23 protein-coding genes and 4 pseudogenes are annotated in these 25,455 nt (G+C 46.6%); 16 read left to right on the plus strand and 11 right to left on the minus strand.

From position 1 onward, the window contains the following. Positions 1 to 317: 317 nt before the first annotated feature. Positions 318 to 590, plus strand: a pseudogene (locus AACU55_RS25750) (hypothetical protein); the annotation flags it as partial. Between the two features lie 750 nt (positions 591 to 1,340). Next, the gene (locus AACU55_RS09460; protein ID WP_112197766.1) at positions 1,341 to 2,390 is read left to right on the plus strand and encodes a RepB family plasmid replication initiator protein; all 1,050 of its coding nucleotides are present in this window, start codon (positions 1,341 to 1,343) and stop codon (positions 2,388 to 2,390) included. A 692-nt stretch (positions 2,391 to 3,082) separates the two neighbouring features. On the opposite strand, the pseudogene AACU55_RS09465 reads toward AACU55_RS09460, so the two are convergent. Continuing rightward, positions 3,083 to 3,510, minus strand: a pseudogene (locus AACU55_RS09465) (DUF4113 domain-containing protein); the annotation flags it as partial. Beyond that, positions 3,507 to 3,575 (minus strand): hypothetical protein, encoded by a 69-nt coding sequence (locus AACU55_RS25755; RefSeq protein WP_371687428.1) that lies wholly within the window; start codon positions 3,573 to 3,575, stop codon positions 3,507 to 3,509. The gene AACU55_RS25755 and the pseudogene AACU55_RS09465, both read right to left, overlap by 4 nt. Before the next feature lie 429 nt (positions 3,576 to 4,004). On the opposite strand from AACU55_RS25755, the pseudogene AACU55_RS09470 reads away from it, so the two are divergent. The 7 genes and pseudogenes from AACU55_RS09470 to AACU55_RS09500 all read left to right on the plus strand — a co-directional run bounded on the left by AACU55_RS09470 (position 4,005) and on the right by AACU55_RS09500 (position 10,056). Further along, positions 4,005 to 5,173, plus strand: a pseudogene (locus tag AACU55_RS09470) (ISL3 family transposase). Between the two features lie 547 nt (positions 5,174 to 5,720). Beyond that, entirely contained in the window at positions 5,721 to 6,356 is a 636-nt protein-coding gene (locus AACU55_RS09475) for an AAA family ATPase (protein WP_037035481.1), read from the plus strand. Beyond that, positions 6,356 to 6,634 (plus strand): hypothetical protein, encoded by a 279-nt coding sequence (locus AACU55_RS09480; protein WP_121019193.1) that lies wholly within the window; start codon positions 6,356 to 6,358, stop codon positions 6,632 to 6,634. The genes AACU55_RS09475 and AACU55_RS09480 overlap by 1 nt, the downstream gene beginning before the upstream one ends. A 1,441-nt stretch (positions 6,635 to 8,075) precedes the next feature. Then, positions 8,076 to 8,258, plus strand: a complete 183-nt coding sequence (locus AACU55_RS09485; RefSeq protein WP_134706893.1) for a plasmid segregation protein ParM domain-containing protein — start codon at positions 8,076 to 8,078, stop codon at positions 8,256 to 8,258. An 18-nt stretch (positions 8,259 to 8,276) separates the two neighbouring features. Further along, positions 8,277 to 8,672: a plasmid partitioning/stability family protein gene (locus tag AACU55_RS09490; RefSeq protein WP_134706894.1), complete on the plus strand. Its 396-nt coding sequence runs from the start codon at positions 8,277 to 8,279 to the stop codon at positions 8,670 to 8,672. Between the two features lie 37 nt (positions 8,673 to 8,709). Then, positions 8,710 to 8,943 carry a hypothetical protein gene (locus AACU55_RS09495; protein ID WP_134706895.1) on the plus strand — a complete coding sequence of 78 codons (234 nt, stop codon included), beginning with the start codon at positions 8,710 to 8,712 and terminating at the stop codon, positions 8,941 to 8,943. Between the two features lie 108 nt (positions 8,944 to 9,051). Next, complete coding sequence (locus AACU55_RS09500) at positions 9,052 to 10,056, plus strand: IS110 family transposase (protein WP_134706896.1); 1,005 nt, start codon at positions 9,052 to 9,054, stop codon at positions 10,054 to 10,056. 313 nt (positions 10,057 to 10,369) lie between these two features. On the opposite strand, the gene AACU55_RS09505 is transcribed toward AACU55_RS09500, so the two are convergent. After that, a complete protein-coding gene (locus AACU55_RS09505) occupies positions 10,370 to 10,861 on the minus strand; it encodes a hypothetical protein (protein WP_167686174.1) in 492 nt (163 codons plus the stop codon). A 283-nt stretch (positions 10,862 to 11,144) separates the two neighbouring features. Here AACU55_RS09505 and AACU55_RS09510 point away from each other — a divergent pair. Beyond that, a pseudogene (locus AACU55_RS09510) lies at positions 11,145 to 11,376 on the plus strand (ogr/Delta-like zinc finger family protein). A 268-nt stretch (positions 11,377 to 11,644) separates the two neighbouring features. On the opposite strand, the gene lldD reads toward AACU55_RS09510, so the two are convergent. From lldD to AACU55_RS09525, 3 genes are all read right to left on the minus strand, one after another. Continuing rightward, a complete protein-coding gene (lldD, locus tag AACU55_RS09515; protein ID WP_134706897.1) occupies positions 11,645 to 12,811 on the minus strand; it encodes an FMN-dependent L-lactate dehydrogenase LldD in 1,167 nt (388 codons plus the stop codon). Positions 12,812 to 13,344: 533 nt separating this feature from the next. Then, positions 13,345 to 13,797, minus strand: coding sequence for a GNAT family N-acetyltransferase (locus AACU55_RS09520; protein WP_134706898.1), 453 nt, complete (start codon positions 13,795 to 13,797; stop codon positions 13,345 to 13,347). A 291-nt stretch (positions 13,798 to 14,088) separates the two neighbouring features. Beyond that, complete coding sequence (locus tag AACU55_RS09525) at positions 14,089 to 14,982, minus strand: dihydrodipicolinate synthase family protein (protein WP_134706899.1); 894 nt, start codon at positions 14,980 to 14,982, stop codon at positions 14,089 to 14,091. 216 nt (positions 14,983 to 15,198) lie between these two features. On the opposite strand from AACU55_RS09525, the gene AACU55_RS09530 reads away from it, so the two are divergent. Together AACU55_RS09530 and AACU55_RS09535 are read left to right on the plus strand one after the other, a co-directional pair. Continuing rightward, entirely contained in the window at positions 15,199 to 16,506 is a 1,308-nt protein-coding gene (locus AACU55_RS09530) for an aminotransferase class I/II-fold pyridoxal phosphate-dependent enzyme (protein WP_134706900.1), read from the plus strand. Between the two features lie 75 nt (positions 16,507 to 16,581). Next, positions 16,582 to 17,184: a site-specific integrase gene (locus AACU55_RS09535; RefSeq protein WP_055778310.1), complete on the plus strand. Its 603-nt coding sequence runs from the start codon at positions 16,582 to 16,584 to the stop codon at positions 17,182 to 17,184. An 80-nt stretch (positions 17,185 to 17,264) separates the two neighbouring features. Here the strand turns inward: AACU55_RS09535 and AACU55_RS09540 are convergent, their stop codons facing one another. Both AACU55_RS09540 and AACU55_RS09545 read right to left on the minus strand, forming a co-directional pair. Beyond that, positions 17,265 to 18,215, minus strand: coding sequence for a GlxA family transcriptional regulator (locus AACU55_RS09540; protein ID WP_046694667.1), 951 nt, complete (start codon positions 18,213 to 18,215; stop codon positions 17,265 to 17,267). A gap of 26 nt (positions 18,216 to 18,241) precedes the next feature. Further along, the gene (locus tag AACU55_RS09545; protein WP_134706901.1) at positions 18,242 to 19,018 is read right to left on the minus strand and encodes an MBL fold metallo-hydrolase; all 777 of its coding nucleotides are present in this window, start codon (positions 19,016 to 19,018) and stop codon (positions 18,242 to 18,244) included. A 781-nt stretch (positions 19,019 to 19,799) separates the two neighbouring features. On the opposite strand from AACU55_RS09545, the gene AACU55_RS09550 reads away from it, so the two are divergent. Both AACU55_RS09550 and AACU55_RS09555 read left to right on the plus strand, forming a co-directional pair. Beyond that, entirely contained in the window at positions 19,800 to 20,063 is a 264-nt protein-coding gene (locus AACU55_RS09550; RefSeq protein ID WP_134706902.1) for a hypothetical protein, read from the plus strand. An 18-nt stretch (positions 20,064 to 20,081) separates the two neighbouring features. Continuing rightward, the gene (locus AACU55_RS09555) at positions 20,082 to 20,816 is read left to right on the plus strand and encodes an SAM-dependent methyltransferase (RefSeq protein ID WP_134706903.1); all 735 of its coding nucleotides are present in this window, start codon (positions 20,082 to 20,084) and stop codon (positions 20,814 to 20,816) included. 179 nt (positions 20,817 to 20,995) lie between these two features. On the opposite strand, the gene AACU55_RS09560 is transcribed toward AACU55_RS09555, so the two are convergent. From AACU55_RS09560 to AACU55_RS09570, 3 genes are all read right to left on the minus strand, one after another. Further along, a complete protein-coding gene (locus AACU55_RS09560) occupies positions 20,996 to 21,640 on the minus strand; it encodes a hypothetical protein (RefSeq protein WP_134706904.1) in 645 nt (214 codons plus the stop codon). Positions 21,641 to 21,764: 124 nt separating this feature from the next. Further along, positions 21,765 to 22,253: a helix-turn-helix domain-containing protein gene (locus tag AACU55_RS09565; RefSeq protein ID WP_134706905.1), complete on the minus strand. Its 489-nt coding sequence runs from the start codon at positions 22,251 to 22,253 to the stop codon at positions 21,765 to 21,767. 826 nt (positions 22,254 to 23,079) lie between these two features. Then, entirely contained in the window at positions 23,080 to 23,571 is a 492-nt protein-coding gene (locus AACU55_RS09570; protein ID WP_134706906.1) for a DUF2938 domain-containing protein, read from the minus strand. A 66-nt stretch (positions 23,572 to 23,637) separates the two neighbouring features. Here AACU55_RS09570 and AACU55_RS09575 point away from each other — a divergent pair, with 66 nt between their 5' ends. Then, positions 23,638 to 24,036 (plus strand): helix-turn-helix domain-containing protein, encoded by a 399-nt coding sequence (locus tag AACU55_RS09575; protein WP_134706907.1) that lies wholly within the window; start codon positions 23,638 to 23,640, stop codon positions 24,034 to 24,036. 277 nt (positions 24,037 to 24,313) lie between these two features. After that, positions 24,314 to 25,246, plus strand: a complete 933-nt coding sequence (locus AACU55_RS09580; RefSeq protein WP_134706908.1) for a hypothetical protein — start codon at positions 24,314 to 24,316, stop codon at positions 25,244 to 25,246. Positions 25,247 to 25,455 lie beyond the last annotated feature (209 nt).

Consider the following 25,455-nt stretch of genomic DNA (forward strand, 5'->3'; position numbering starts at 1 on the left):
AACCCGCAGCGCAACGACCTGAAATAATACCCCTCGAAATACTCCCTCAACATCAGAACAGACAGGACTCCAGAATGAACAGAGAAACTGACAGACTTGCAGACGTACTGACTGAGAAGCCCGCTTAGTTTCCTAAGCGGGCTTCTTGCTTTTCATCCCCGGTGCCTAGGCCTGTGTGGCTTTGATTCAATAAGTGAATGATTGAGAACAATCCGGCGTCGAATCTCGAAGGTAATATCGCAGCACCGGTTAAACGACACTCCCCCACACTTCCCCTTGAACGACTCCCCGAACTGTTGAGTCGCATTGATAGCTATCATCAGGAGCGTAACAGCGTCCGGGCCGCTTACAACCACAAAGCTGAGTATCTCGAAGCTCGTCGGACTATGGTGCAATGGTGGTCAGATTATCTGGATATGTGTAGGAAAGCGTATGCGTCACCTTATATTTGTGGGAAGAAAATGAGCTGCACAATGGGATACTCCCCTCTGACAAAATACACCACAAAAATTGCCGTATTGACTTTAACCCCAAATCCTGTCCCATTCAGAAACAGAATTCCGACACAATTGACCCTGACCCCTTCCTAATGCAGTCAGCAAAAGTATGGTAAGACTTACACAGAGTGAGGGACGTTCGTCACATCACCACATACCACCTTGAATGTAATTTTTAAGTGACTTATCCACTTTTCCACCGCCCAGATCCAATAATAAGATCCTATATAGATCATCTAATAGATCAAAAGAGATCCCAGCCCAGCTACAGGCCTTGCCCTATAAGGGTTTAAACCGTATTGCCAACCACTGTAATAAGAAAAACATCCACTATATTAAGCGTGTTAACCACTATAGACAGCTAGGTAACTTCGCTGGAGAGTGACTGTACACCACTGTAGTGAGTAAATCGTCAATATAGCTGTACATAACATTTAGTTAATTGAGATTGGTTAACCATTTGAAATTTGTAGTAAAGGTGATGAGTTGATTGATAATCCAAAATTATGTACACATTTTATGCACTGCCCCAATACCGGCTCTTCAGTGCTAGGTTGATCTATACTTCAAAACTTAAGGTCATGTTTTTTAACTTATCCTCTGGTTCGATCCAATAATAAGATCCTTATAGAACCTATAAGACCCAAAGAGATCCCCATAGCCTTCCAGGCCTTGTCATATCTGGAGTAAACGATGGTCGTTAACCGCTGTAGTCAGTAAAACATCCACTATAAAAAGCAAACTAACCACTGTGTTTTGTAGTAAAACCGCTATAGTGAGTGATAGTATCCACTATATTGTGTACCTAGAGCCTCTTATCCACATTCAATGTGAGAGCTGATAATGTCTGAAAATGAGCCTAAAAACATAGAGATAGTTAAAGCATTCTCTGAAACCGATAAGCGAACAGGTGAACTTGTTACTCTGGTTCCTAACAGCAATAACACCGTTCAGCCTGTAGCATTGATGCGGTTGGGCTTATTTGTACCTACCCTGAAGTCCACAGCACGTGGACGTAAAGGTCAGATGAACTCAATGGATGTCACCTCTGAGCTGAAGCAGCTTTCGATCGTGAAGTCTGAGGGATATGAGAACATCAAGATCACCGGCGCCCGGCTTGATATGGATAACGATTTTAAGACCTGGGTTGGGATCATTCATGCCTTTGCTAAGCATAAGGTCCTAGGAGACTCTGTATACCTGCCATTTGTAGAATTCGCTAAGTTGTGTGGGATTCCATCCGCACGCTCTTCTGCGAAGCTCAGGGCGCGTCTGGAGGCCTCACTTGAACGTATAGCCACTAACACCCTCTCGTTTTCGAATAAAGAGGGGGATTACTACGTAACTCACCTTGTTCAGTCAGCAAAATATAGCCCGAAAAAGGACGCTGTCGAGTTGCAGGCGGATCCGAAGATCTTCGAGTTGTATCAGTTTGATAAGAAAGTTCTTCTCCAGCTCAGGGCAATCAACGAACTCTCCCGCAAGGAGTCTGCTCAGGCTCTGTATACGTTCATTGAAAGCCTTCCGACAGATCCTGCTCCCATATCTATGTCTCGCCTGCGTGCCCGCCTAAATCTGACCTCTCGAGCCATCACTCAGAATGCGACAGTACGCAAGGCTATGGAGCAGTTAAAGGCGATTGGGTATCTTGATTACACTGAAGTTAAGCGCGGTAAGGTAGTGTATTTTTGTATCCACTATAGGCGGCCAAAGTTACGCCCTGCGCAAATACCCACGGGCATAGGTGATGATGTTTACGATGTAATGGATGACGAACACATCATTGATGTGCCGGCAGAGAGGGATGCGGAATCAGCTACGCCTCGTGAGATGGTAATGCTGACTAAAGAAGAACTTGAGTTGCTGGAACAGCTTCGCCAGTCAAAGAAATAGTTTTGACCTCTTGCTGCTAATTGCCCTAAAGCTTGCTGCAGTGATGGCAGGCTTTTTCATATTTATTGTTGAAAGCCGACTAACCGCTGCAGTGAGCAACCTATCCACTGTAATCAGTAAAAGCTTCCATCACGAAATATCCTATCCACTGTGAACTGCATTCTTTACTCACTATAGTGGTTATTCAGATGATCTCCGCTGACCCCCCTAGTACTTACTAACCTGAAACCCCATATAGCATATACGTCAGTGGTTACTAACTAATAGATGGATTCTTGTAATTACTCATTATAGTGGTTGGCGCTCTCCACAGCGGTTGTTTCAATTCTAGGTGTTTTCTACTCACCATAGTGGATTTTACTCACTGTAGTGGTTTTCCTCTCTACAGTGGTTTCCGATGTCTTTACTCACTACAGTGGTTCTTTCTCTCTATCGTGGATAGGCTAACTTGTCGCATTATGTCTGGGTTAAAGCTTTAAACTGTTTTGAGACAGTGTCACTTTTGTGATGAGATAATGAACATCGTCCTCTCACCCCCATGGGACTGCTGAGGAAAATGCAATACCTTCCATTGGCGGCAGGTCACAAAGGAAGCTGGAAGCAACTGACACTAACAACTCGGGTTGATCAAGCCTTATCAGTAAACCACTTCTCTAGAATTTAACGCGCATGAGGTCACTGAAACGTTTGATCTATGCAGGGGATAGCATTTGGCGTTTCATCTCCCATGACTTTTGGATACCCTGTTCCTCGAACCATACGTGCCCTTTTCCGCTGTGATTAATTCCATTGAGAACTGCCATGAGCTGTGCGCTGTTTTCCCAAAGTAGACTTCGTTTATTAAAAATGGGCTTGTTTTGATGAATGCTGAGATATGTCGGCAATACTGATGTTCGCACTGGGGCTTCTCGGCGGCACGTACGGCATGGCTGCAGATTGCCTCACGTATCAAATCGTATTCTGATACGCGATCATCGAATGACCTGGAGCAAACGATTTGTGTCTGTGCAAACTCTTTCAGCTCCAGACAAGGTTCGCCGTGCAGCTCCCGGGCGGTACGTTCCAGCGCAATATTGAAATGTTTGCGTATCAGTTGTGTGGTAGCATCAAGTAACTCTAGGTCATCGTTTTTATTCGAAAAAAAGCGTAAAAGGACAGACCAACGTTGCTTGCATTAGCTGCTATTTTTCATCACAGATCTTAAGAATTTAGGCTTAGTTTCATCACATCTCCTAGCTTGTGCGAAACACAATTATGCCGTCGTATGCATAGCCATTGTGGTATTCGCTTCTTGCTGATAATTGTTATGCTCAACGGTTAATCGGCACATCCAACTTAATGATAAATGACGATTAGATGAATGCTTATGCTGATTGACAACTAAGCCTATATGGGAAAACTTCTGGGGAAGGAAAACCAGCCTGAACCTTATCCTTAAGGAATAGGATCAAACGCATTAAAGGGTCAGGGGTTGGGTAAAGATATCCATAATGAACACTTACTTAATACTGTTCATTAATGGGTCTTCCCCGATCGTAGTGGCTAAAGGCATTATGATGGCAGTCTTGATTTACTGAGGAGTCTGCCATGGACGAAAATTCCCTCTAAGCCCATATCATTCAACAGTCCGCACCGTGACAGGTACAATCCCTTTCCCTTGATGAAAAATTTGGTTCATTGTCGGTATTGCTGAAAACACACAGCTGCCCTTCCAACTTGCGGTAAATCCTACTCCATACATGATCACCGGCGTCGCAAATGGCGTCACCTCAATACCTGTCAGTTCAGCACACTAGTTGAAGCTGATGTCCCCCGCGTTGACTGCCACGAGCACGGTTGCCAGACACTGCCTGTGGCCTGTGCGGGGTCAGGCAGCCGCTACACTTTGCTGTTCGCAGCCTTTGTTCTCTTATGGCTGAAAGTCAGCACCGTGATGCGGTAAGAAAACAGCTTAAACTCAGCTCGAATGCCGTGGACGGTATCATGATGCGCGCAGTCAAACGAAGCTTAGTCCGGATAAAACAGCCTTTATCGGCCCGTCATCTCTGCGTTGATGAAGTCGGCTTCAAAAGAGAAAGCCAGTACGTCGCCGTTATCTCTGACAGGCAGGGACGTACTTTGCAACTGGCCGATGATCGTGGTGTAGAGAGTGTTGCCAGTTATCTGCGCAGGCTGTGAGGCCACCAGCTTGATGAGATAAAAACGCTGTCTATGGCCTATATCAGTGCAGTCCTCATCTATCTCCCCAATCTCGTCGATAAAATCGTCTTCGATCACTTACATGTGGCAAAAATGTTGTGCGCCGTGGTTGATAAAACCCGTCAGGCTGAGATGAAACAGATCCCGTCCTCGGACAGGAAAGATACCCATTGCTCACGCTACCTGTGGTTTTACAGCAAACAAAACCGCTCTGGCGCCGGGCCGAGAGGTAAGAAGTTGCTCGGCGGGTGTTACCCCAAACGAGCCAGTGCTGGGTAATGAAAGAGCTTGCCCGTGACCTAAGGCACCGTCGCTATGATGTCCATAGCCGTAGGCTGTGGTAGGAATGGATGATAATGGCGAAGAACATAGGAATATCATTAATGGCCAGAGCTGGCCAGATGGTGGCAAAGCGTCTTTAAGTCATCCTGAATGCGATGAGAAACCGGGTATCAAACGGCAATGCGGAATCTCTAAACAGAAAAATCCGCCTACTCCGGACCAAGTCTCGTGTCTTCAGAAATAAAGAACGGTTCAAGCTGGGTGTGCTGTTTCACTACGGGAAGCTGGGTATGGGCTGGTGATTAGCAATTAAAAACAATAATGAGAGGTTTTAAATGGAAGGAATCAGAATAGATGTCTCAGAAAGTATTACACCAGAACATTTGATGTCAATCGAAGAGGGGCTGAATGAGTTTAACGGCTACATGGCCGGTATCAGCGATCGTAAACCTTAATCTGTGGTTATCCGGGGTATAAGCAGTGGGAAGATCCTCAGAGGAATGTTAGACCGTTCATCCTTGGCCTTATTGTTCATAGTTAGGACAGCTCTGGAGTACCCACCACAACAGGGGAAGACCCTCATTAATACCGTGTAACCATGGGTTCTTCAGCTTGTTAAGGGTTGCACCCAAGAAAGTCTTAGGCAGCTGATCAACGAGGAAACAAATAATTTTGATTTTGTCTCTTACCTGTTCAATCACGTTTGCGGTTTCAATTGAGCGATGCTCACTATGCTTTAGCTAAGTAATAAGTATGAATTAATACATAATAATTAGTCGATATTACTTCACATTTATCTTTTGTGAGTTATTATTTAAGAAATACTACTTTTGATATCACGGGTGACAAATGATCACGATTGTTGGATGCAATAAAGGTGGGGCCGCGAAAACAACAACTGCAGTCAACATAGCTGTGGGTTTGGCCTTATGGGGCAAGGATGTGTGTCTGGTCGATGCTGACGTTCAACGCTCTTCGTCAAGGTGGTATGCCGAACGGGAAGCTGCAGGCCTTACCCCCTCCATCACCCTGATTGAGAAAAGAGACAACATATCTCAAACACTCAGAAGCCTTGATGAGAGGTTTGATCACGTTATAGTGGATGTTGCCGGACGAAACAGCCGTGAGCTGATTACAGGCGGAACCGTAGCTCATCAGATCATTGCTCCGCACCAATGCTCTCAGTTGGATCTGGATACGATGGTTGAGCTTCAGCAGCAGTTAGAAAGCATGCGGGATTTAAATCCAGAGCTTAAGGCATATTGCTATCAAAGTATGGCCACTACAAATCCCCTCCTTCAGGGAAACGAACGGCATGAATTTCTGGAGTATGTCCGTGAATTCGAAGGACTGATCCCTTTGAGCGCGACGGCATGTTATCGAAAGGTTTACCGAGATGTGATGTCTGAAGGTAAATCTGTCCTGGAAACATCTAACGAAAAAGCCAAGTCTGAAGTTCTTGCTCTGTTGAATGAGGTATTTTAATGGCTTTAAAAAAACCCCCTTTCACCAATCGCCGCATAGTTACTGAAGCAGAAGCGGATGCTCTGGCGAACAGATTGGCTGACCGTCCCTATGGCGATGAGAAAGTAGTTGTAGAACCTGTACCAGAAATATTGACCAGGACGACCATTTCTCTGCCTCAGAATACCTTGCGTGAAATTGAAGACCTGGCCTTGTATAACAAACGCGTCGGTATTGCGCCGAAAAGTGTGAGCGCTATCATTCGTGATGCTCTGGACGCGTATCTCAAAAAAGTATGATTTCATACTTATGCACCGCTGGGCTTCTTTTTGAAATCCAGCGCCCTCCCCTACTGTATTCAATTAGCACCTGATAATCCGCACTTCATCCTTCACAATTATGTTTCCTTCCCTCTTTCCGAACTGGATAATTTCAGAAATAAAACAATCATGTTGCTATATTTTTGATGATAATTATGTGTGGAGCGTAACCTTATAATTCCTTAGCTACCAGTAGATTCAATTCGCTGTATTAAGTATTCCGTAATAATTCACACTGATAACGATCGTTTAGAGTTGATTGTTTGAATGCTAAATTCAGTATATCACCTCATACCTCATACCTCATACCTCATACCTCATACCTCATACCTCATACCTAGATTTATCTGGTTCCGTTCTGGTGAGTCAGTGTTGCAATAAACGTCATTTATGCATTGTTTTGTTTGATAGAATTAGACCGAATAATTCATCCTTGCTATTTATTATTTACTAATTATGAATTGTGAATTATGAACTCAATGAGTTGTGAGTTGTGAGTTCTGTTGTTTGGTGATTTTACAGAGAACCTACAAGCAGCAATGAGAAGGGGGGGGCATCTAGCAATGGCTACATCAGCCCCTGTATTACTGGTTATTTAAAATGTAGCATTTATGAAGTATTACTTATGATGATGTGCATCCACATAATAGTATTCCCTTGGTGAGATCAAACATATGTCACACATGTGAATTATGAGGAAAACCTCAAAAGTAATACTTCATACTTATTTAAATATGTGTGGAGTGCACTCATGTATCTTAAGAGTTAAAAGGTATCATTTCCTAGCTTGAGGCAAGGCATCTCGCTCTAACATGACTCATTGAATCCTTCACAGTCTATGCTGTGTCGGTTGCGCGAAACCTCATAATTCATACTTGTGAATTCATGATTAGCACTTATGATATCCAGGCTGAGATTAAATGTAGTAAATCTGATGCCAGTTACTAAAGTTAGCGCGTTACCAGGGTGGATGGGAGCAGCAAATTGAAGTGAAATATAATGTCGCACTTATGAAGTGTGATTTAATATTTATTAAACGTTTTGTTTGTCACTAAGCCTTGTGTGAGATTATATGTCACATCTCACATCTCACATCTCACATCTCACATCTCACATCTCACATCTCACATCTCACATCTCACATCTCACATCTCACATCTCACATCTCATACTTATTATTTCATATTATCTACATCCGCAATTTTACGGGTAAATAGCTGATCATCAGTCATACCTTTGAAAATAAAAGAAATTTTTGTCAGAAACTGTGACCATGGTTATGCGACAATAGAGTCGCAATCTTGTTCTAAACAACAATTTCACGGCAGCAGGGCAGGGGGTGACCCTGACCCAAAATCCTGCTCCATTCAGAAACAGAATTCCGGCATGATAATGACTCCCCTGAACGGAGGATGTGCCGATGAAAAAGTCACGATTCACCGAAGAGCAGATTGTTTTTGCCCTAAACTTGGTGTGGCTGGTCGGTGGTGGTGTGCCGCTGATTGAAGTCGCTGTGCGCCGTGTCTGGAAACTGACTCCTAAACGCATTGTTGTAGTTAATGAACCCCAGATGGCGTTGGTTCGCGAACTTGTTTTACTTTAATTCCAAGGAGCGCTATCCGTGACCGACAAACGTAAGAAACTGACCGTCTATTTGCACCCTGAAGACGACAGTCAGGATGCCAGGGCGATGGAGATTATCGAGTCAGTTCCCCTGCGCACCCGTGGTGATTTTTTCCGGGCGGCGATCGTCGGCGGAAGCGCGTTATACCAGCTGGATAAGCGTCTGCCTTATCTGTTGTCCATGCTGTTCGATGGTCAGCTGACCGCCGACCAGCTGGTGGGTATTATTCAGCAAACGACGGGATGGCAGCCCACGACGGCCAGCATTCAGGACGTCATTGCCGCCTGCGCTGGCCAGGTATCTGCCCCCTCAGTGCTCCCGGAACCCACCGGCAGTACGGAAGGGGAAGGGCAGGCCCGAACTAATTTCAAATGCATGCTGAAAAAAGACTGAAGCCCTCCGGCGTGCCGGAAGATTTGTGGAGAGAACTATGTCATTTATGCTGTTATGCAAAGGGATCATCGGACTGGCGACGCTGACGGGCAGGGCGCGCAAAAGCGCGGCGGAGTGGTGTTTTCTCATCAGCTGCCTGTTTATTGTGCCGCTGCTGATATTTGACGGATTCAGTGTGCCCGTGAAGATACTCCTGCAGCTGTGCTGGGCGATCGTGGTGATACGCGCGACCTTTCTGGCCTCTGAAACCTGGAAGAAAAGCCGTAAGTAAAACCGATCATCGCTTTCCGCCGGCCTGCGTGCCGGTTTAATAAGATGGTCACCCCCACCCTGTGAGCGGTACGCTGAAAGGGTGTTTTTCTTTCTGAAGGGGATCATCATGCAAAACGTTACGCTCATCGGTATTGACCTCGGCAAGCATTCGTTCCATGTCCGCGCTCAGGATAAAAACGGTAATGCATTGCTACGTAAGAAGTTTTCCCGCAACCCGTTAACCGCCTTTCTCTCTACTTGTGCCGCTTCTACCGTTGTTATGGAGTCCTGTGCGGGCGCCCATTTTATGGCCCGGCACATCAGCCAGTTCGGGCATCAGGTGAAGCTCATCTCTCCTCAGTTTGTCCGACCCTTCGTTAAAAGCAATAAGAACGATTTCATTGATGCCGGGGCTATCTGCGAAGCCGCATCACGACCTTCTATGCGCTTCGTGACTCCGCGAACCGAAGACCAGCAGGCTATGTCGGCGCTTCATCGCGTCCGTGATGCAATCGTCAGAGACTGCGTTAAAACCACCAACCAGATGCACGCTTTCCTGCTGGAGTTTGGCATTAGCATGCCGCGCGGCATCGCGGTTATCAGGCGTCTTGCCGCGGTGCTTGAAGTGCACGAATTGCCGCCTTATTTAGCGCGATTACTTATGCGTCTCCATCAGCATTACGCCTACCTCACTGAACAGATTGAAGAACTCGAACAAGAGTTAAAAACCCACATGGCGGATGACGATACCGCGCAGCGCTTGCTGACTATCCCTGGCGTTGGACTTATCACGGCAAGCCTTTTAGCCACGAAGCTTGGCGATGGAAAAAGTTATGCCCGCAGCAGGGACTTTGCTGCATCGACGGGGTTAGTCCCACGTCAGTACAGCACTGGCGGAAAAAGTACGCTAATGGGCATCAGTAAGCGCGGGGATAAAAATCTGCGACGTCTTCTGGTGCAATGCGCTCGCGCTTTTATGCAACGACTTGAACACAATCAGGGGCGGCTGGCTGACAGGGTGAAGGCCCAGCTCTCGCGGCATCACTCGAACATAGTGGCCTGCGGGTTAGCCAACAAACTGGCCCGAATAGCCTGGTCGGTGACAACCCATCGTACAGCTTTTATCCAATAAAAAGAGCCAACAGGGACGAACTGTTAGCTCTTAGGCATTACGCAGTGACTTTCTGGTTTTGCGACGACCGATTATTGATGACATGAACGGCACAGCGACCTGCGGATGAACCTGACATAAAAAATGGCTCTTTGAAGCCGTCCGTTTTTTAAGGTTCTGCAGGCGCAGACTTCATCGTGGCACGGGCAACGTAAGGTTGCCCATCAGACGCCGTATAGATTTAAGCAAGCCCATCATAAATCAAAATCAACGTTGCAAAAACGGGGGTGACCATAGATTTTTATGGCTACATCAGGCCGGGAGTGTGCGGTTTTCACATCAGCTGCAGACGATATGACGCTTCCTCGTCGCGGCTGTTCGTTCCTCGCGGTGCTGCGGTACGCCTCAGCCGAGCCTGCGGCGAGCGTTGCGGGTTTTTCCAGGGGGGACTTTTTTTCCGCTTTTCGACATTCTCAAGACGACGGCCCGGTCGTGCTGGCCGGCTCAGAACCCGGACGAATGATAAGGGGGCGCTTAACACCGCCGGAGGCATGACATAGTCATTAATCCCCGCTTTCCCAAAGAGCTTATTTTCTTCTCGGACGTCAAAGATGCCGTTGCTGACGCGGCGACCCGCATTTTTCTGACAGGTAAAGAAATCTGCCACGATACCCTGGTGGAATGCCTGGCCGACCGGCTGGCTTATGCGAAAATTATTGAAGACAACTATACGGCCGGCGTGATGCAGCATGCGATTGACCTGCTTGAGGAGCATCGTGGCCACCTCTGAACTGCCCGCGACGAACAGCATGTCATCCTCATTCATCGTCTGACCTCAGGGGCCGGCCTGGCCGGTGTCTGTCCTGCTGCCATTCATTTCGGGTACCGCGACGGTCGTCGCAGGCTACCACCTCACTTCAAACCGCAGCCGGTTATCCACAGATTCACTGAGTAACTTCGGTATTCGCGGGGGATAAGTCGGTGTACCTTTCTGCGCCGGTCCTGTGCCTGGCGGCTTTTCACCCAAGGATGTCGCGTTGCTCCACATTTATGGCACCTCGCGGTGCCGACGCGCTTCAACACATCCAGCCTCATCCCTTATTTTCCGAATGTTAGCGCCATCTTCTTTCATCTTGCCCGCAAGGTGCCGTTACAATACGCGCACCAGCCGGTATATCTAAGGCCAGACAAAGGAAGCGTATTACCAGTGCACCAATATTGAATGCTCAAGCACGTTTACATCGGTGGAAAGCGCAGCCGCCGCTTAAGGCCGCTGCTGAACCCATTACCGTGCCGGACATGAAGCGCCACATATTGGGCCGATACGGCTCGGGTTTTTAACTCTGAAAAATACGCTACCTGCATCCAACCCCGCCATTGTGCGGGGCTTTTTTTGCCTGCCATTTGAGGCTGTTTCTCTGGCTAGCAAGCAAAAATGAGTATGCATGCCCAAGGTGCATGGATTTGCATGCAGCCACAGGCTGTAAATCCCCCTACCTGGAACCGTACTGGCGGGGCTTGAGCGAGAGTGTGCAACTGCATTAAAAGCGGATATGGTGATATAAACCTTCCTCAGTGATAAATGAATCCAGTACATATTTTTGCAACCTCAGTAAATTCTGTTTTGAGCAATTTCTTTTTCTAATTGGTCAAGACAACTGATACTGATGCTTTGCGGTGAAGTTGCTCCGGTTAAGGTCATTGTCACTTTCATATCCTCCGCGTATAAACGCAGCAGATTCATTACCCCTGCTTCTCCCGCAGCGGCAAGTGCGTAAATATAAGCGCGACCAAGCAATACCCCTTTCGCCCCCAGCGCAAGCATTTTTATAACATCCACCCCTGAGCGTACTCCGGAATCAGCTAAAACCGTCAGATCACTACCTACTGCATCTGCAACGCGTGGAAGCGCCCTTGCTGTGGCAATCGCTCCATCAAGTTGGCGCCCTCCGTGGTTAGAGACGACAACACCATCGGCACCGATTCGCAAAGCATCTCTTGCATCATCAGGTTCCAGAATACCTTTGATAATGAGTTTTCCTTTCCAGCTATCACGTATCCACTCCAGATCATGCCAGGTGATATTAGGGTCGAAATTATTGTTTATAAACCCCATATAATCACTCATCGACATCCTGTGTCCGGTGTAGGCTTCTATGTTACCAAATGATAAAGGCCTTCCAGCCAGACCGACATCTATGGCCCAGTGAGGGTGCGTACAGGCTTGAAGATACTGCCTGAGGGAGGAGAGTGGCCCTGACATACCTGAACGTTTATCACGATAACGTGAGCCAGGGATCGGCATATCGACAGTAAAAACCAACGTTTTCATGCCTGCAGCCCAGGCGCGTTCAAGCGCATTGCGCATATAACCTCGGTCCCTGAGGACATATAACTGGGACCATAGCTCACCTGAGGCATTGCGCGCGACTTCTTCGATAGGGCACACTGAAACGGTCGAAAGAGTATAAGGAATACCCATCGTTGCTGCTGAACGTGCCGCCTTAACCTCACCGCGGCGGGCATACATGCCCGTAGCACCTACCGGTCCTAGAGCTACCGGCATTGCCCATGTAGAGCCTAAAATTTCTGTAGAGAGCGTTGGGGAACCAACACCGCAAAGTACCCGTTGGCGAAGTTTTACAGATGACAACTCAGTAGAGTTGTCTGCCATGGTATTTTCCACCACAGCGCCACCGTCTATATAATCGAAGAGAAATCGTGGAAGACGACGGCGTGCAGCTTCACGATAATCATCTGGTGATGAAACTATCATTTTTTCCTTCTTATTTTCATGTGGGGAGATATAACAAGGAGAAGATACCCGCATAGTAATTATGAAAAAAATGAAATTTCAGCATCGTTTTCATTCCAGAAAGGAATGCCATAAGGATTGTGTGCCATTTCTTGTTGCCTTATCTTCGGTAAAATCCCAGAGGACAAACAAACAGCTAAATAGAGTGACTGGTTTAGGGGGAAATAGCGTAAATCAGTTTAACTTGTTCCCTTTTAGCTAGCGCGCCAGGACTTAAATGATCAACTTTATTAAAGGTGATAACGTCTACAAACTTCCGTTTCTCGCTCAAAGCTGCCAGTCAGTTCCTTTGATTTCCTGAAGATGTTTCAGCCGCCGTTCTGCATGCCTGGTCAGAAAACGCAGTGTGTCCAGGGCGGCGCGGATTTAACTGTAATGGCTCTGATTTACCTGAAAGTGGTTCGGTTTAGTTGCGTCAGGGCTGTATCTAGGCAGGCGTTCCTGAAAAGTGGTTCACTGGATAGAATATGCGGTCTATCCAGGACGTGACTGTATTAACGCGCTGAGCCTCTGAGGCATAGATGGTGCGTGACTTTTTCTATGCCAGTTAAAGCAACAAAGCCAGCTCGTTCATAGAAGGTGAATGCCGATGGAGGAGCGTTTGTGTTGATAAAATCAAACCAGTGGACAGAATCCTTAAGTATTTCCCTGAGCAGGGCGCTGCCAACCTGCCTTTTTCTCCATCCTGAGTCTACATAGAGATGTCGCAGACGTCCGGTGCCAGCTGCTTGCGTAAATGGATCAACGTTGAGTCCACAAACGCCAACGATCAATCCATCTACAGAAGCCCCAATTAGTTTTTCTCCGGGTCTGTCAAAGCGGTTCTGTCCGCTAAGCCAGTTATCTTCCAGTCGGCGTAACATGTTAAATCCTTCAGCCATGCTCTGCGATTTTAACTCAGCAAATCCTGGGCTGTCCGGCGTGACGTTTATGAGTTGGATATCCATGATTCTCCCAGTGATTTCAATCTGCATAGTCTGGACAGAATGACGGTTGTGTCCAGTATGACAATGGCACTCTCATACTTCTAATGCCATCAATGTCCGCTCTGTGCCCAGGCTGTGTGAAAACCCTGACCAAAAACTGAAGTGCGCACGTCTACGCAAAATCTGGAATTGATCGACTGGTTAGTAGAGCCGAATTTTACGTATGAGCGCGGTTTTCAGCTCTGTTTTTGGCAGTTTCAGCGGCCAAAAAAGTTTTCACACAACCTGTGCCAGAAGCGGACATTGAAGTTCTTATTTCAGATTTAATTCACTTACAACAGTAGCGATTTCTGCAATATCGCTCGCAGAAAGCGGGCGAAGAGGCCGTGGCAGGCAGTCTGTTTCCGTCAAACCGAGAACCCCGGCGGCAGCGGCCATTACGCGGATGCTACCGCCATGCTTACGGAACAGACCCCAAAGCGGCTGCAATCGCTCACTAAGCTGTACAACCCGCTCATGCTCTCCCCGGGCCGCTGCGTCGGTGATTTCTTTTGCGGTAAGTGGAAACAGGCCGCCGCACACGGAATACCACACTTCGCAGCCGGCGTTGAGGCCTGTTGCGGCGCTGGCGTCTCCGCTTATGCCGATTGTTACTCCTTCAGGCAGTCTCGACTTTAGCCGCTGCACGCGCACCCTTGCGTCAACCGGTGAAGATGGAACGCCCGGAATTTTAACTGATCGGATACCAGGCAGCCTGGCGATGCGGCCATGAAGTTCGTCAGAAAATTCGAAACGGGTCGTGCCTGGATTGTCGTAGATGCAAACCGGTACCGATACGTGCTGCATCAGCGTCTCAAACAGTCCGAAAACCTCATCCTCCCTGAGTGTTTGATAAGAAACCGGCGGCAATAACAGTGCGTCAGCACCGACAGTTTGAGCGTCATCAGCCAGACGCAGCACCTCGTCGGTGCTTACAGAGCCCACACAGACTATTACCGGAATGTTTCCCGCATGTGATTTAGCGATAGCTGCAATTCGGCTTCGCTGCGGACGCCTCAGATAGGCGTAGCTGCCCGTTGAGCCAAGAACACCGATCGAATCGGCACCGGCGGACGTAATACGTTCAAGAATGCGAACGAAGCCGGGCTCGTCAAAGCCAGCGTTCGTGACGGGCGTCAGCGGAAAAGCACTCAGACCAGTAAACATAAATTGCTCCTGCAAGTTCAGGTTTGTTTAATAATGGCGAGAATAGCAGCAGTAAAAATTATTGTCACATGACAATGTTTGCAGTGGGGAAAGTATAATACCCTCAGGCATTATTTTTTTACGGCACCGGTTTTCAGCCGCAACCACCAGTAGGTAGTGTAAAGCCTGTGCCAACAGTTACTTCTTATGGAAGCCAGCTAGGACTGGAACAGAACAATGACAGCATCCAAAATTTTTGAATCCGTCAGGCAGAAAGTACGTACTGGCAGGCTCAGACCCGGTGATCCGCTACCGCCCGTCAGGGAGCTGGCCGTGCGGCTTGGTGTCCACCGCAACACCGTGGCCTCAGCTTACAAGAAGCTTGTGGCTGCCGGTCTCGCTGTCACCAACGGGCGCTATGGCACTACCATCACGCAGCCTGACGATGTCACGGAACAGGAAGGCTCCGCCAGTCAGACAGTATTGACTGACGTTTCTGGCGGTAATCCAGAGCCGTCAGTGCTGCCGGATCTGGCATCACTGCTGCAGGCCGTCAGCCTGACGCCACGCTGCTATGGCGGGAGCGTCATTAATCCGGGTCTTGAGAAAGCGGGCCGTAAGTGGTTCAGCCGTGATGTACCCGGTCCATTTGGCCTAGGTTTGACGCACGGGGCAGTTGACGCCATTGAACGACTGATGACCGGCTACCTTACGCCTGGCGAGAAAATTGCGGTTGAGGAACCCTGTTTTCTGAGCAGCATTAACGCGATTCGCAGTCTCGGGTACGTTCCGGCTGGCGTGCCGGTTGACCAGCACGGCCTGCTTCCTGGCCCGCTGCGGGAGACTCTGGAAGCAGGTGCGCAGGTTGTGATCGTTACACCCAGAGCGCATAACCCCACTGGCTGTAGTCTGAGCCCGGAGCGGGCGGAAGAAATCATGAGCGTACTGGCCAGCTTTCCGCACGTGATGGTTATCGTAGACGATCATTTTTCGCTGCTTTCAGGGTACGAGTATCAGAACGTGATTTCTGCTGGAAGGCAGAACTGGGCCATTATCCGCTCGGTTTCCAAGTTTTACGGCCCTGACCTGAGGATGGCGCTGGTCGCCTGCAATCCCAGCACGGCGGAAAAGTTAAGCCGGCGTATGGCCTCAGGCACGCAATGGGTCAGCCATATCCTGCAGGATATGACGGAGAAAGCGCTGTTATCTAAGGCTGTGGCGCAGAAAGTCAGTCATGCTGCAGCACTTTACCGTGACAGGCGCAACGTCCTGCTCACTGCGCTTCAAGTCTGTGGCGTGGAGGCTGCGTGGGAATACGACGGGCTAAACGTCTGGCTTCCGCTGCGCAAAGAACCTACATCGCTCATCAGCCTTATGAAAGCACGCGGCTGGCTCGTCCGCGCGGGCGCGGGCTTTTATCTTTCGGAGCCGCAGTATGCTATCCGCCTGACACCCGGCTCACTAAGTGAAGAGCAGGCAGAGGCCCTGGCACAGGATCTGGCTGACGCGCTTCATGAGTCAGGCAATGCGCTCAAGCTGGCCTGACGGGTCGGTAACGTCCGCTGATCGCTCATTAGGGACAATCATACTTAAATCTCCCACATTGCAGGAGGTTTGAGCATGAACACGTCACCGTGGAACAAAGACCGTATCATCGGACAAAAAAGACCGCTTCAGATATCTCATATCTGGGGGATTCGAATTAGACTTGAACTGGAAGGCAAAACGCGCGATTTAGCCCTGTTCAACATGGCCTTAGACAGTAAACTCAGGGGCTGTGATCTGGTAAAACTCAAAGTGTCAGATGTTGCATATGGCAGTTCTGTTTCGAGCAGAGCAACGGTGTTACAACAGAAAACCGGTAGCCCCGTTCAATTTGAGATAACCAAAGGGACAAGAGAAGCAGTTGCAGCGCTAATAAAGCTGGGCAATCTGCACAGTAAAGACTACTTGTTCCAATCTAGGGTCGGTTCTTGCCAACACATTTCAACTCGGCAATACAACCGTATTTTTCATGGATGGGTAGGAAAGCTTGGTCTCGAAGATTCGCTGTACAGCACACACTCCATGAGAAGAACAAAACCTTACCTGATATACAAGAAGACCAAGAATCTCCGGGTCATCCAACTTCTGTTAGGTCATAAGAAACTGGAAAGCACAGTGCGATATCTGGGCATTGAAGTCGATGATGCGTTAGAGATCTCTGAGTCGATTGAAGTCTAAGGTTGTCAGGGCTGCAACAGCAGCCCTGTGCCAGGTGCGGACGTTCATAGTACTGGGTCATCTGTCTTCAGTTTAATGAGTTATGCATTACGGAATGTTTTCCGCCACTCCCTGGGGCTGACACCGAACTTTTCCCGAAACTGTAGCCTAAAAGTGGGTGCTGACTGAAACCCCGCTTGTTCAGCTACCTGTTCTACAGGAAGATCCATGTTCTCCAACAGCTCCTGACTCCGGTGCAGTCGTGCCGCCGTTATCCACTCAACGACGGACATACCTGTCGCTTTCGTGAAATGTCGCGTCAGTGTCCTGCGGCTCATTGAGGCGTATTCAGCCAGAGAATTAATATCGTGCGGTTCCTGAAGGTTTAGTAGCAGGTAATCAAGCACCCTATTAATTCTACAGTCGGCTGTCTTTTGAGTGACGGGATGATCAATATACTGCGCCTGACCACCATCACGGTGAGGAGGTGTGACCATCCTGCGGGCAATGTGATTAGCCGTCAGGCTGCCAAAATGTTGACGAATGATATACAGGCAGCAATCCATCGCCGCAGCCGTTCCTGCCGATGTAGTCAGTCCATCGTCATCAACATAGAGTTCGTTAAGATTCAAATGAACGGAGGGAAACAACTTCCGAAAATCTTCCTCATACTCCCAGTGTGTTGCCGCCATATGCCCGTCCAGCAAGCCTGCATAAGCCAGTACGAAAGTGCCTAAACATAGCCCCACTATCTGAGCTCCCGCTTCACGCGCTTTTACCAGAGCGTTAAGCAGAGGCTCGGATGGTCGTTTACGCACATCTCCCCAGAAGGGCACAATGACGGTATCAACCTGAGTCAGAACGTCCAAACCATGATCGGCCTGTATTGCCGTTCCTTCGTCAGACCAGATGAGACCCGGCTTTTCAGCGCATATCAGGCGGGTAAAGAGCCGTTGGTCTGTGAGGGTATCGCCAAAAAGGATCAGCGGAACTGATACGTGATAAGTGCTGAAGCCCTGAGTAACGAGAATGGCAACTGAAATCACAGACATCGTGGCTCCTTAGTTATCGGTTTCCGTCAGAACGTGACAGATTCACCGTCTGCAGGAGCTGAAACGTAATCCTGAATATGGTTAATCAGCGCATATTCCAGGAGTTCCTGTCGTGTGACCAGACAGTGGTTAACAGCTTCCATGTGGGTGGCAACAATTTGGGCTTCTGGTAATACAAAGTGCGCCTTCGAAATATCCTCTTTACCAAATATGATTGCGCCGTAGCCCAGCACATGCGCCCAACCGGTGTTCATAATCAACACATCCGGTATATATTTTCGCATGTTTTCTTCGACGGCTTTAATCCAGATAGAGTCACCAACAAGATATAAGGTTTTTTCCGATGGATGACGGAACACAACACCACTGGCATCGCCAAGCATTTCTGCCAACTGTGGGTTGGCATAGGCTTCATCTGAACCGTGCTGACATGCTGTCTTAATCAGTTCAATATCTTCAAGGCTGCTGGTTTCGTTGAGCACAGCCAGATTAGTGAAACCCTGATCGTGCAGCAGCGCTTCATCATTCTCATTCTGGACGTAAATCAGCTTATCTTTTGGCACAATATCTGCAGCGGCCTGATCCCAATGATCTGCGTGGGTGTGAGTGACAATTATGGCATCCACATCAAGCAGTGAGCTTATATCCAGAGGCAGTTCCACCATAGGGTTACGAATTTCTGGACGGGCTGTTCCCTCAAAACCATCCCATGCATCTTTGTCAGAAAGCATGGGATCGATAAGGAACTTCTTACCCGCATATTCGAGGATCTGAGTGGCATTACGGACCTGAGTAATTTTCATTATATGTTCTCCAAACTTTGTTTAAACCAGCAGGAGCCATGTCAACCATGACCCGAAAACCGATTATAGTGATTATCGGGCAATTCCACTGCTTCAGGAGAGCCAAGTTTCGCGCATATCGGGTCAAGTTTCCGTTAAATTATACAAATACACGTAGCAGCCTAAGCACCTCTTTTACGTCCGCTTAGCGCTCATAGCGGACTTGACAGGCAACTGGACAGGCCGCTCTGTGCCAACAGCGGACATTGCTGACACATGGTATGTTAGTTTAATGGGGGCAGGACAAACGAACCACAAGAGACTGGATCCGCTACGCATACAACGGGCTTGTTGTTGATGACGAGCCAGGGGCGGGTGAATATGGCCAGACCAATATGTGGGTGTTTTGCAAAGAGGCGGTCTTGAACCAGTGCGGGGGTGCCGTTAACGAGAAAAACGGTTCCCCGGTAATGGCTGGTCGGGGAGGGAATCCTTTATGACCGGTACACATAGATCCCAGTTTGCTGATTAATGTCATACATGCTCATGTAGTTGAGCAGAGACTGCAGGCTATCGGAACTCCACCGCAACAGAGAACTTAAAGGAAAGGTGAGTATAGGATTAAATAATTAAAACTGAAAAAATCGCGCAATAAATTCAATATTATTCATATGGTTAATTTAAGGTCGTTTTTTTTCAACTTAAAATTGCAAAAAAGAATTCGTTTGCAATTGATAAAGTAAACGTTAGCAACTAAATTTAATCCGATATCATCATTCACTCTTACACGAGGAAAAAAAAGATGAACGGACCAATTAAACCTATTCAACCTATAGGCCCCCAGTCGCTCGCAAACTTTCTTCAAAGTATTGGAAATGACCAGGCGCTTTTACAAAGATATCTTTCATCCCCTGAAGATGTTATGAATGAGTTCAATTTAAGCGACGAGCATAAGAAATTAGTAGTAACTGGTGATAAAGATGGCATTACTACAGCATTGCAAAACGATGATGGAACAAGTCCTGTACAGGCCGTTTATGTATTGCCCGTCCCTATTGTCTACTAACCTTAAAGATGAGCATATATGATTAAGAATGGCTCATTGAAAATCGTTGGTACTGGTATACGACAGTCACATATAACTAGTGAGACCCAGTCAATTATTAGTGCTTCTGATAAATTTTTTTATTTAGTTGCTGACACTATAACTGAACTCTACTTGAAAAAACTACGTAGTGACGCTATATCACTCCAGCCACTATACATTGAGGGGCAAGAGAGACTAATTACCTACAATAACATGGTTAATGTGTTACTGGACAATGCCCGGAAAGGATTGCATGTTTGTGCTGCTTTCTATGGGCATCCAGGTGTCTTCGTCTACCCATCTCATAAAGCTATTAAAATAGCAAAAGGAGAGGGGGTTTCAGCTGAAATGTTTCCTTCCATTTCAGCTGCTGATTGTTTGTATGCCGATGTCGGTTATGACCCTGCTGTTCATGGTTGTGTTAGCTTTGAATCAACTTATTTATTATTGTATAAAAAGAAAATAGATATTACGGTTGGGCTAATTCTATGGCAGATAGGGATTATAGGCGAGAGTAACCATAATTTATCGTATAACTACAAATCAAAAATAAACAATCTTGTGGAGTATTTGTTGGCGTTTTACGCTCCTCATACATTAGTTTGTGTTTATGAAGCTTCACCATACATTATTGCGTCAGCACGAATTGAGTGGATAGCTATAGAAGATCTGGCATCACTTGTGTTAGGTACGGCTTCAACTTTGTTCATTCCTCCACAAATAACGCATTGATTTTCTTTCGGTTGCTTGCGGGGGATTGCTCAGATGTAAATATCGAAAGTGATAATCTGAAAAAGCCATTGCATCATTTTGATATTTCTTTCATAACAATCGGCTTATATGTCATTAAAAACTGGCATTGAGATTGTTACTATCTTCATCTTTTTAAAGATTAATCTTTTGTATTAAATCTAAGGTTTTAACCCGAAAACCGTATTAAAAAAGTTATTCTGAGTTAACCATTGTGCAGATATTGTGCACCGCAATCCTATTAACTGGACAATGCGTTGATAATCGTCTTCCAGGTCTCGCTTAAAGATATGTTCATGGTGAGCAATACGGTTGCGAAGTGCCCTGATATGATCCATCTCATTCTGTATGAAGATGCGTTTAGCCTGCTTGGTCATTCCGAGCTCCATATTTGGGAAAAGGCGGTCAATGTGCCCGTCCCAAATTCGACCATAGTGACGGCTGGTGAACATGTTCTGCCAGAAGTAAAAGCTCAGTTCAGGAATTAACTGTCCCACAGTTGTTGCGTCCTTACGCGCTTCAAGCAGTTCCTTTTTCCTTGCAAAAGGTAAGCTGGTCTCAAATGTTTGATTCCACGGCCAATCAGATCCATAAAGTGCTTCAAGTGCATCTGAAACCGCGTTTCGAATGATCACCTCGCACATCTGCAAAGGCGTCAGTAAAGCCCCTGAAATCAGACCGTTCCATGCATAAAGTGCAAGCGCTGACTTTCCTTGCTCAACTGCTGCACTCTCATACGTAGACATGCGCGCACGAGACAGCGCAAGGTGGACAATGTCTGCGTCTTCCTGAGTCATAATTGACATGTAGTCCCCCACGCGTGTAATATTGTTCTTGAGAGCCGCGGGTCTTGCGGGCGAAAGCCTCCTCCCGGGACAAAAGAATATTGCAGTACTAAAGAAACCCGCTCTGCGGGTTTTTTTACGCCTATCATTTCTTCAACCCTCCTTTTCTCGTCACCTGCTTGCTATCCTCTTTTGCTTTCAAAATTTCAGGCGCTAGCTCCTTCAGTCTTTTCACCAGCCCGGTTAGGTCATATTCATTGCTCAGCTTACCGTTGTTATCTGCTGAGCGAATGATTCGCGTTAGGAGTCCTGCTTCTTCAAGTTCTACCATGTAGCGTTGTATTTGCCTGGGACTCAAACCTACCCTGGTTGCGAGGGTTTTTTTGCTAGGAAACGGCTTTCTTCCTGCGTCCCACCAAAAATCTGCCAGTTGAAGCATAATGGTCAATTGCGTCGGGTTTAAGCCCAGCCTCTGCTGGCATCTAAGCAGCATTGATGGGATCAGGCAGAATCCTGCCTTCATAACATCTTTGCCCCATTTTTCATCGGCTACCCGGCTAGACTTGGCTTTGTCTGGTGGGGCAGGAACTGCTATTTCGGTGTTGTCATCTTCGTTTTTTGCAGATACAGTCATTTAAAAATCTCCCTGTGTTCGATAACTGCACTTTATACCCTTTCAACAACTATTTACATAGAAGCCCAGTAGGCATTTATGTCTCCACCCTACTAGATGAAAATGTCGCCAGGCCACCAGGTGCAGATGTCTCCCTAAATAGGATTAAGCGGATAACCAGGATAACCGTTCAACGATACCAATGAGGATATAAAAGGGTGGAGTCGGCGATGACCTATGGGGTGGTGATATTTAGGCTAAAAAACACCTATTTGCTGTTCAAGAGAGGCCACAAGAGCCTCACTGTTTTAATGAGTAGCTATAACGTCTTTGGTATATTCTCGTGATTCAGACTTCCAGTGGTGTATGCGAAAAACCGCTATCGCGGTATTGTTCCGTTAACTTAGGCGCACCACTGTTAACCAGAACGATGTGAGCCCCCTGTCTTTAGCTGATACAAGACATCCCAACATCCGTTCCTGCGCATCAAAGTTAAAGCCGTCTTTCGTGTACTTCACAAAACCATCTTTATCGGTGACCTTCTCCCCGTTGTTTAGGACACCTCAATGTTAGTCATAAAGTTGCGAACTTCCGCTGTTGGCACAGAGCTGACCTGCGCGCTGCACGATCTGCTTTGAGCGAAGTGAAATATTTGCTGGCACTCGAAGCGCGACACTCGCCCTTACTTAGGCCATAAAAAGCTTGTCGAATGTCTCAGGGCGTGAAGCGGACATTGAAATTGTCCGCAGATTAATAATTCTTTGGCCACCCGGCTTATCAACACTGCGACATGGTTAGTTCCAGGCGACAAGAGTAGATGTTCTGACACTTGAACTGCTCAATGGCGCTATGATAATGACGCCATAATAGTGGTAATGCCATATAACCCGATACCATACGCAAGGTGCGTAATCAGGCTTAAAAGACGCGCCACCCATGGACGAGGTGTACGGGAGGCAGCGATACCAAAGCCAAACGCGGGTTGCAAAATTAAGAACGGGGCAATCAAAGTTAACAAACCTGTTAACATGCCCATGAAGATAGAGGGGTCATGGAGCCAGACCCTTCCGTTAAGCAAAAGTGGGATAACCGCGAAAAGTATCCCAGTCAGATAATGGAATACCCAGCCAGTAAGATTCTCGCCTCGTATCTGTGACGCTGAAAGAATGGTGTGATGCCTTAATTTTCCTTGTGGAAGCCATAAAATCCAGCGACCTACCAGCGCATAATCTAATGGTGGAATTTTTAAAATGAGCTTTTGACATAACGACCACGAATCCATGACCAGTGTTGCTCCAATGCCCGTTGTGACGGTTTTGAAAAAAATGATGATATCCAAAGCGTACTCCTTCTTTTAAATGACATAATAATCAGTGTGCAACTTAAAGTGAGGTTTAAGTCAACAATGAAAGAACTGGATATCAGGGAAATCTCTGACCTTACCGGAGTTACCCCGTCAGCGTTGCGATATTACGAAAAGAAACAACTAATCAAACCTGTTGGCCGTAATGGTCTCAGAAGGCAGTACAATGAAAACGTGATCAATAAACTGCAATTAATCGCGCTTGGGCAGGCTGCAGGGTTTTCTCTTAATGAAATAGCGACGATGTTTAGTCCAGAGAACAAACTCGCATTAGACCGCGTTCAGCTTCTTCAACGAGCAAAGGAGATCGACGGCACTATCCGCAAACTCCAGTTGTTAAGCCGGGGACTGAAACATGTTGCATGTTGTACGAAGACTGAGCATTCCGAATGTGAAGAATTCAAAAAAATTGTCTCAAGAGGGCTGCGGCTCGTCAGGTAAATTATTCTAACGTCCCCGGGTTATGAGCTATGTCCGCTCCTGGCACAAAGCTGCCTACTGAAAGGGCGTATGACCGCTATGTGCCAGAAGCGGACGTTGCTGAGATCACTATGTGATCATCCACGATGTGCAAGTAAAGGGAAGCAAATCCACAGCATCATAGATTTTATCAGATGATAGTTAACTCGTTGTGAAGATTAGTGAAAATGGTATGATGAGAACGATTATGACTCAAAACCACCAAAAATAATTTTGAAATTTTATATAGGTAAATATAATGAATTTTCAGAAAACAAGAGTTGATATACATAACAATTATCCAGAAAAAATATTATTTAAGGCTGAGTTGGAATTTATAAAACGCCTGGAAGATAAAGGACTCAATGTTATTTTTTCACCAATTAAATTGCAGTACGATGAAGACGCCAGCTTTCAAGTATACTTAAGTCATTACATTGATGGTTTGAATACCCTACCATTTCGTCCAGATCAAACTTTTGATAATAATTTTAAAGTCATTGATGATGCTGGAAGGGCAATATTCCCAAGAGGTGGAACAAAAAAAGTCCTAGAAGAGTTAAGCAATAAATTGTCAATTAATCAGAACCTTGATTGGCAAAATATTATAGATATTTTAACCGAAAACATTCCCTTAATGACTTGCAGATATATCACCAAAAATATTTTCGAAGCACATAAAGACAATAGTTTTGAAGGTCGAAAATTTCAAGATAGAATTGAAAAATGCCTCGGTAAAGTTGAGTACGCACAATTGCTTAATCAATTTCCATCCACACCAACTCCGGCATCGAGCCCGACATCTTTAGAACATCTTAAAAGTGCTTCAAGTTTTATGAGACTATACCTCAAGGGTAAGAAGACTAGTCAAAGTAACAAGTGCTATCCTTCGAAGCTTGATTTAAGCAAAGCCTCAAATGTATTGAGCCATGCGAAAAGATTCGACATTTTAATCTCTCTTTTTTTATACACAATGCGTAATGAAAGGGCTCACGGCGCGTCTATAAGTCCATTTATTACGTCTAAATCAACCTTTAAAAGGTATGAGAGCTATTATTTTGCAATGCTGTGCTCATACATATTTTCATTAGGCGTTCTGTCGCTTCGTGGATTTGCTGGATTAAACTCAAGTAATATTCTTGATTGCTGCAGAGAGAATGTAAAAATCCAAAAACACTTTTTTAACTCGTAATTATTTATTAAATAAACCTAAAGCAATAGCAACAACTAGTTGAAGGATAGAAGATAGTCGAGTCATATTTTTTATTTCTGCTGTCCACGTAAAGTTGCCTGTTGATGTTTAGCACACAGTTGAGGCATAACAGGCGATTTCATGCCAGAAGCAGACATGAGCACGGTGTTTAATTGAGTGAGAACGGATTATGATAATTTTATGATCAG

The organism is Rahnella sp. CJA17(1/100) (genome assembly GCF_963881615.1).
GTDB lineage: Bacteria > Pseudomonadota > Gammaproteobacteria > Enterobacterales > Enterobacteriaceae > Rahnella > Rahnella aceris.

Excerpts from the sequence above, each read along its gene's own strand:
- AACU55_RS09460 (WP_112197766.1), top strand. The coding sequence starts at position 1,341 with ATGTCTGAAAATGAGCCTAAAAACATAGAGATAGTTAAAGCATTCTCT.
- AACU55_RS09475 (WP_037035481.1), top strand. The coding sequence starts at position 5,721 with ATGATCACGATTGTTGGATGCAATAAAGGTGGGGCCGCGAAAACAACA.
- AACU55_RS09480 (WP_121019193.1), top strand. The coding sequence starts at position 6,356 with ATGGCTTTAAAAAAACCCCCTTTCACCAATCGCCGCATAGTTACTGAA.
- AACU55_RS09485 (WP_134706893.1), top strand. The coding sequence starts at position 8,076 with ATGAAAAAGTCACGATTCACCGAAGAGCAGATTGTTTTTGCCCTAAAC.
- AACU55_RS09495 (WP_134706895.1), top strand. The coding sequence starts at position 8,710 with ATGTCATTTATGCTGTTATGCAAAGGGATCATCGGACTGGCGACGCTG.
- AACU55_RS09500 (WP_134706896.1), top strand. The coding sequence starts at position 9,052 with ATGCAAAACGTTACGCTCATCGGTATTGACCTCGGCAAGCATTCGTTC.
- AACU55_RS09505 (WP_167686174.1), bottom strand. The coding sequence starts at position 10,861 with ATGAATGAGGATGACATGCTGTTCGTCGCGGGCAGTTCAGAGGTGGCC.
- lldD (WP_134706897.1), bottom strand. The coding sequence starts at position 12,811 with ATGATAGTTTCATCACCAGATGATTATCGTGAAGCTGCACGCCGTCGT.
- AACU55_RS09520 (WP_134706898.1), bottom strand. The coding sequence starts at position 13,797 with ATGGATATCCAACTCATAAACGTCACGCCGGACAGCCCAGGATTTGCT.
- AACU55_RS09525 (WP_134706899.1), bottom strand. The coding sequence starts at position 14,982 with ATGTTTACTGGTCTGAGTGCTTTTCCGCTGACGCCCGTCACGAACGCT.
- AACU55_RS09530 (WP_134706900.1), top strand. The coding sequence starts at position 15,199 with ATGACAGCATCCAAAATTTTTGAATCCGTCAGGCAGAAAGTACGTACT.
- AACU55_RS09535 (WP_055778310.1), top strand. The coding sequence starts at position 16,582 with ATGAACACGTCACCGTGGAACAAAGACCGTATCATCGGACAAAAAAGA.
- AACU55_RS09540 (WP_046694667.1), bottom strand. The coding sequence starts at position 18,215 with ATGTCTGTGATTTCAGTTGCCATTCTCGTTACTCAGGGCTTCAGCACT.
- AACU55_RS09545 (WP_134706901.1), bottom strand. The coding sequence starts at position 19,018 with ATGAAAATTACTCAGGTCCGTAATGCCACTCAGATCCTCGAATATGCG.
- AACU55_RS09550 (WP_134706902.1), top strand. The coding sequence starts at position 19,800 with ATGAACGGACCAATTAAACCTATTCAACCTATAGGCCCCCAGTCGCTC.
- AACU55_RS09555 (WP_134706903.1), top strand. The coding sequence starts at position 20,082 with ATGATTAAGAATGGCTCATTGAAAATCGTTGGTACTGGTATACGACAG.
- AACU55_RS09560 (WP_134706904.1), bottom strand. The coding sequence starts at position 21,640 with ATGTCAATTATGACTCAGGAAGACGCAGACATTGTCCACCTTGCGCTG.
- AACU55_RS09565 (WP_134706905.1), bottom strand. The coding sequence starts at position 22,253 with ATGACTGTATCTGCAAAAAACGAAGATGACAACACCGAAATAGCAGTT.
- AACU55_RS09575 (WP_134706907.1), top strand. The coding sequence starts at position 23,638 with ATGAAAGAACTGGATATCAGGGAAATCTCTGACCTTACCGGAGTTACC.
- AACU55_RS09580 (WP_134706908.1), top strand. The coding sequence starts at position 24,314 with ATGAATTTTCAGAAAACAAGAGTTGATATACATAACAATTATCCAGAA.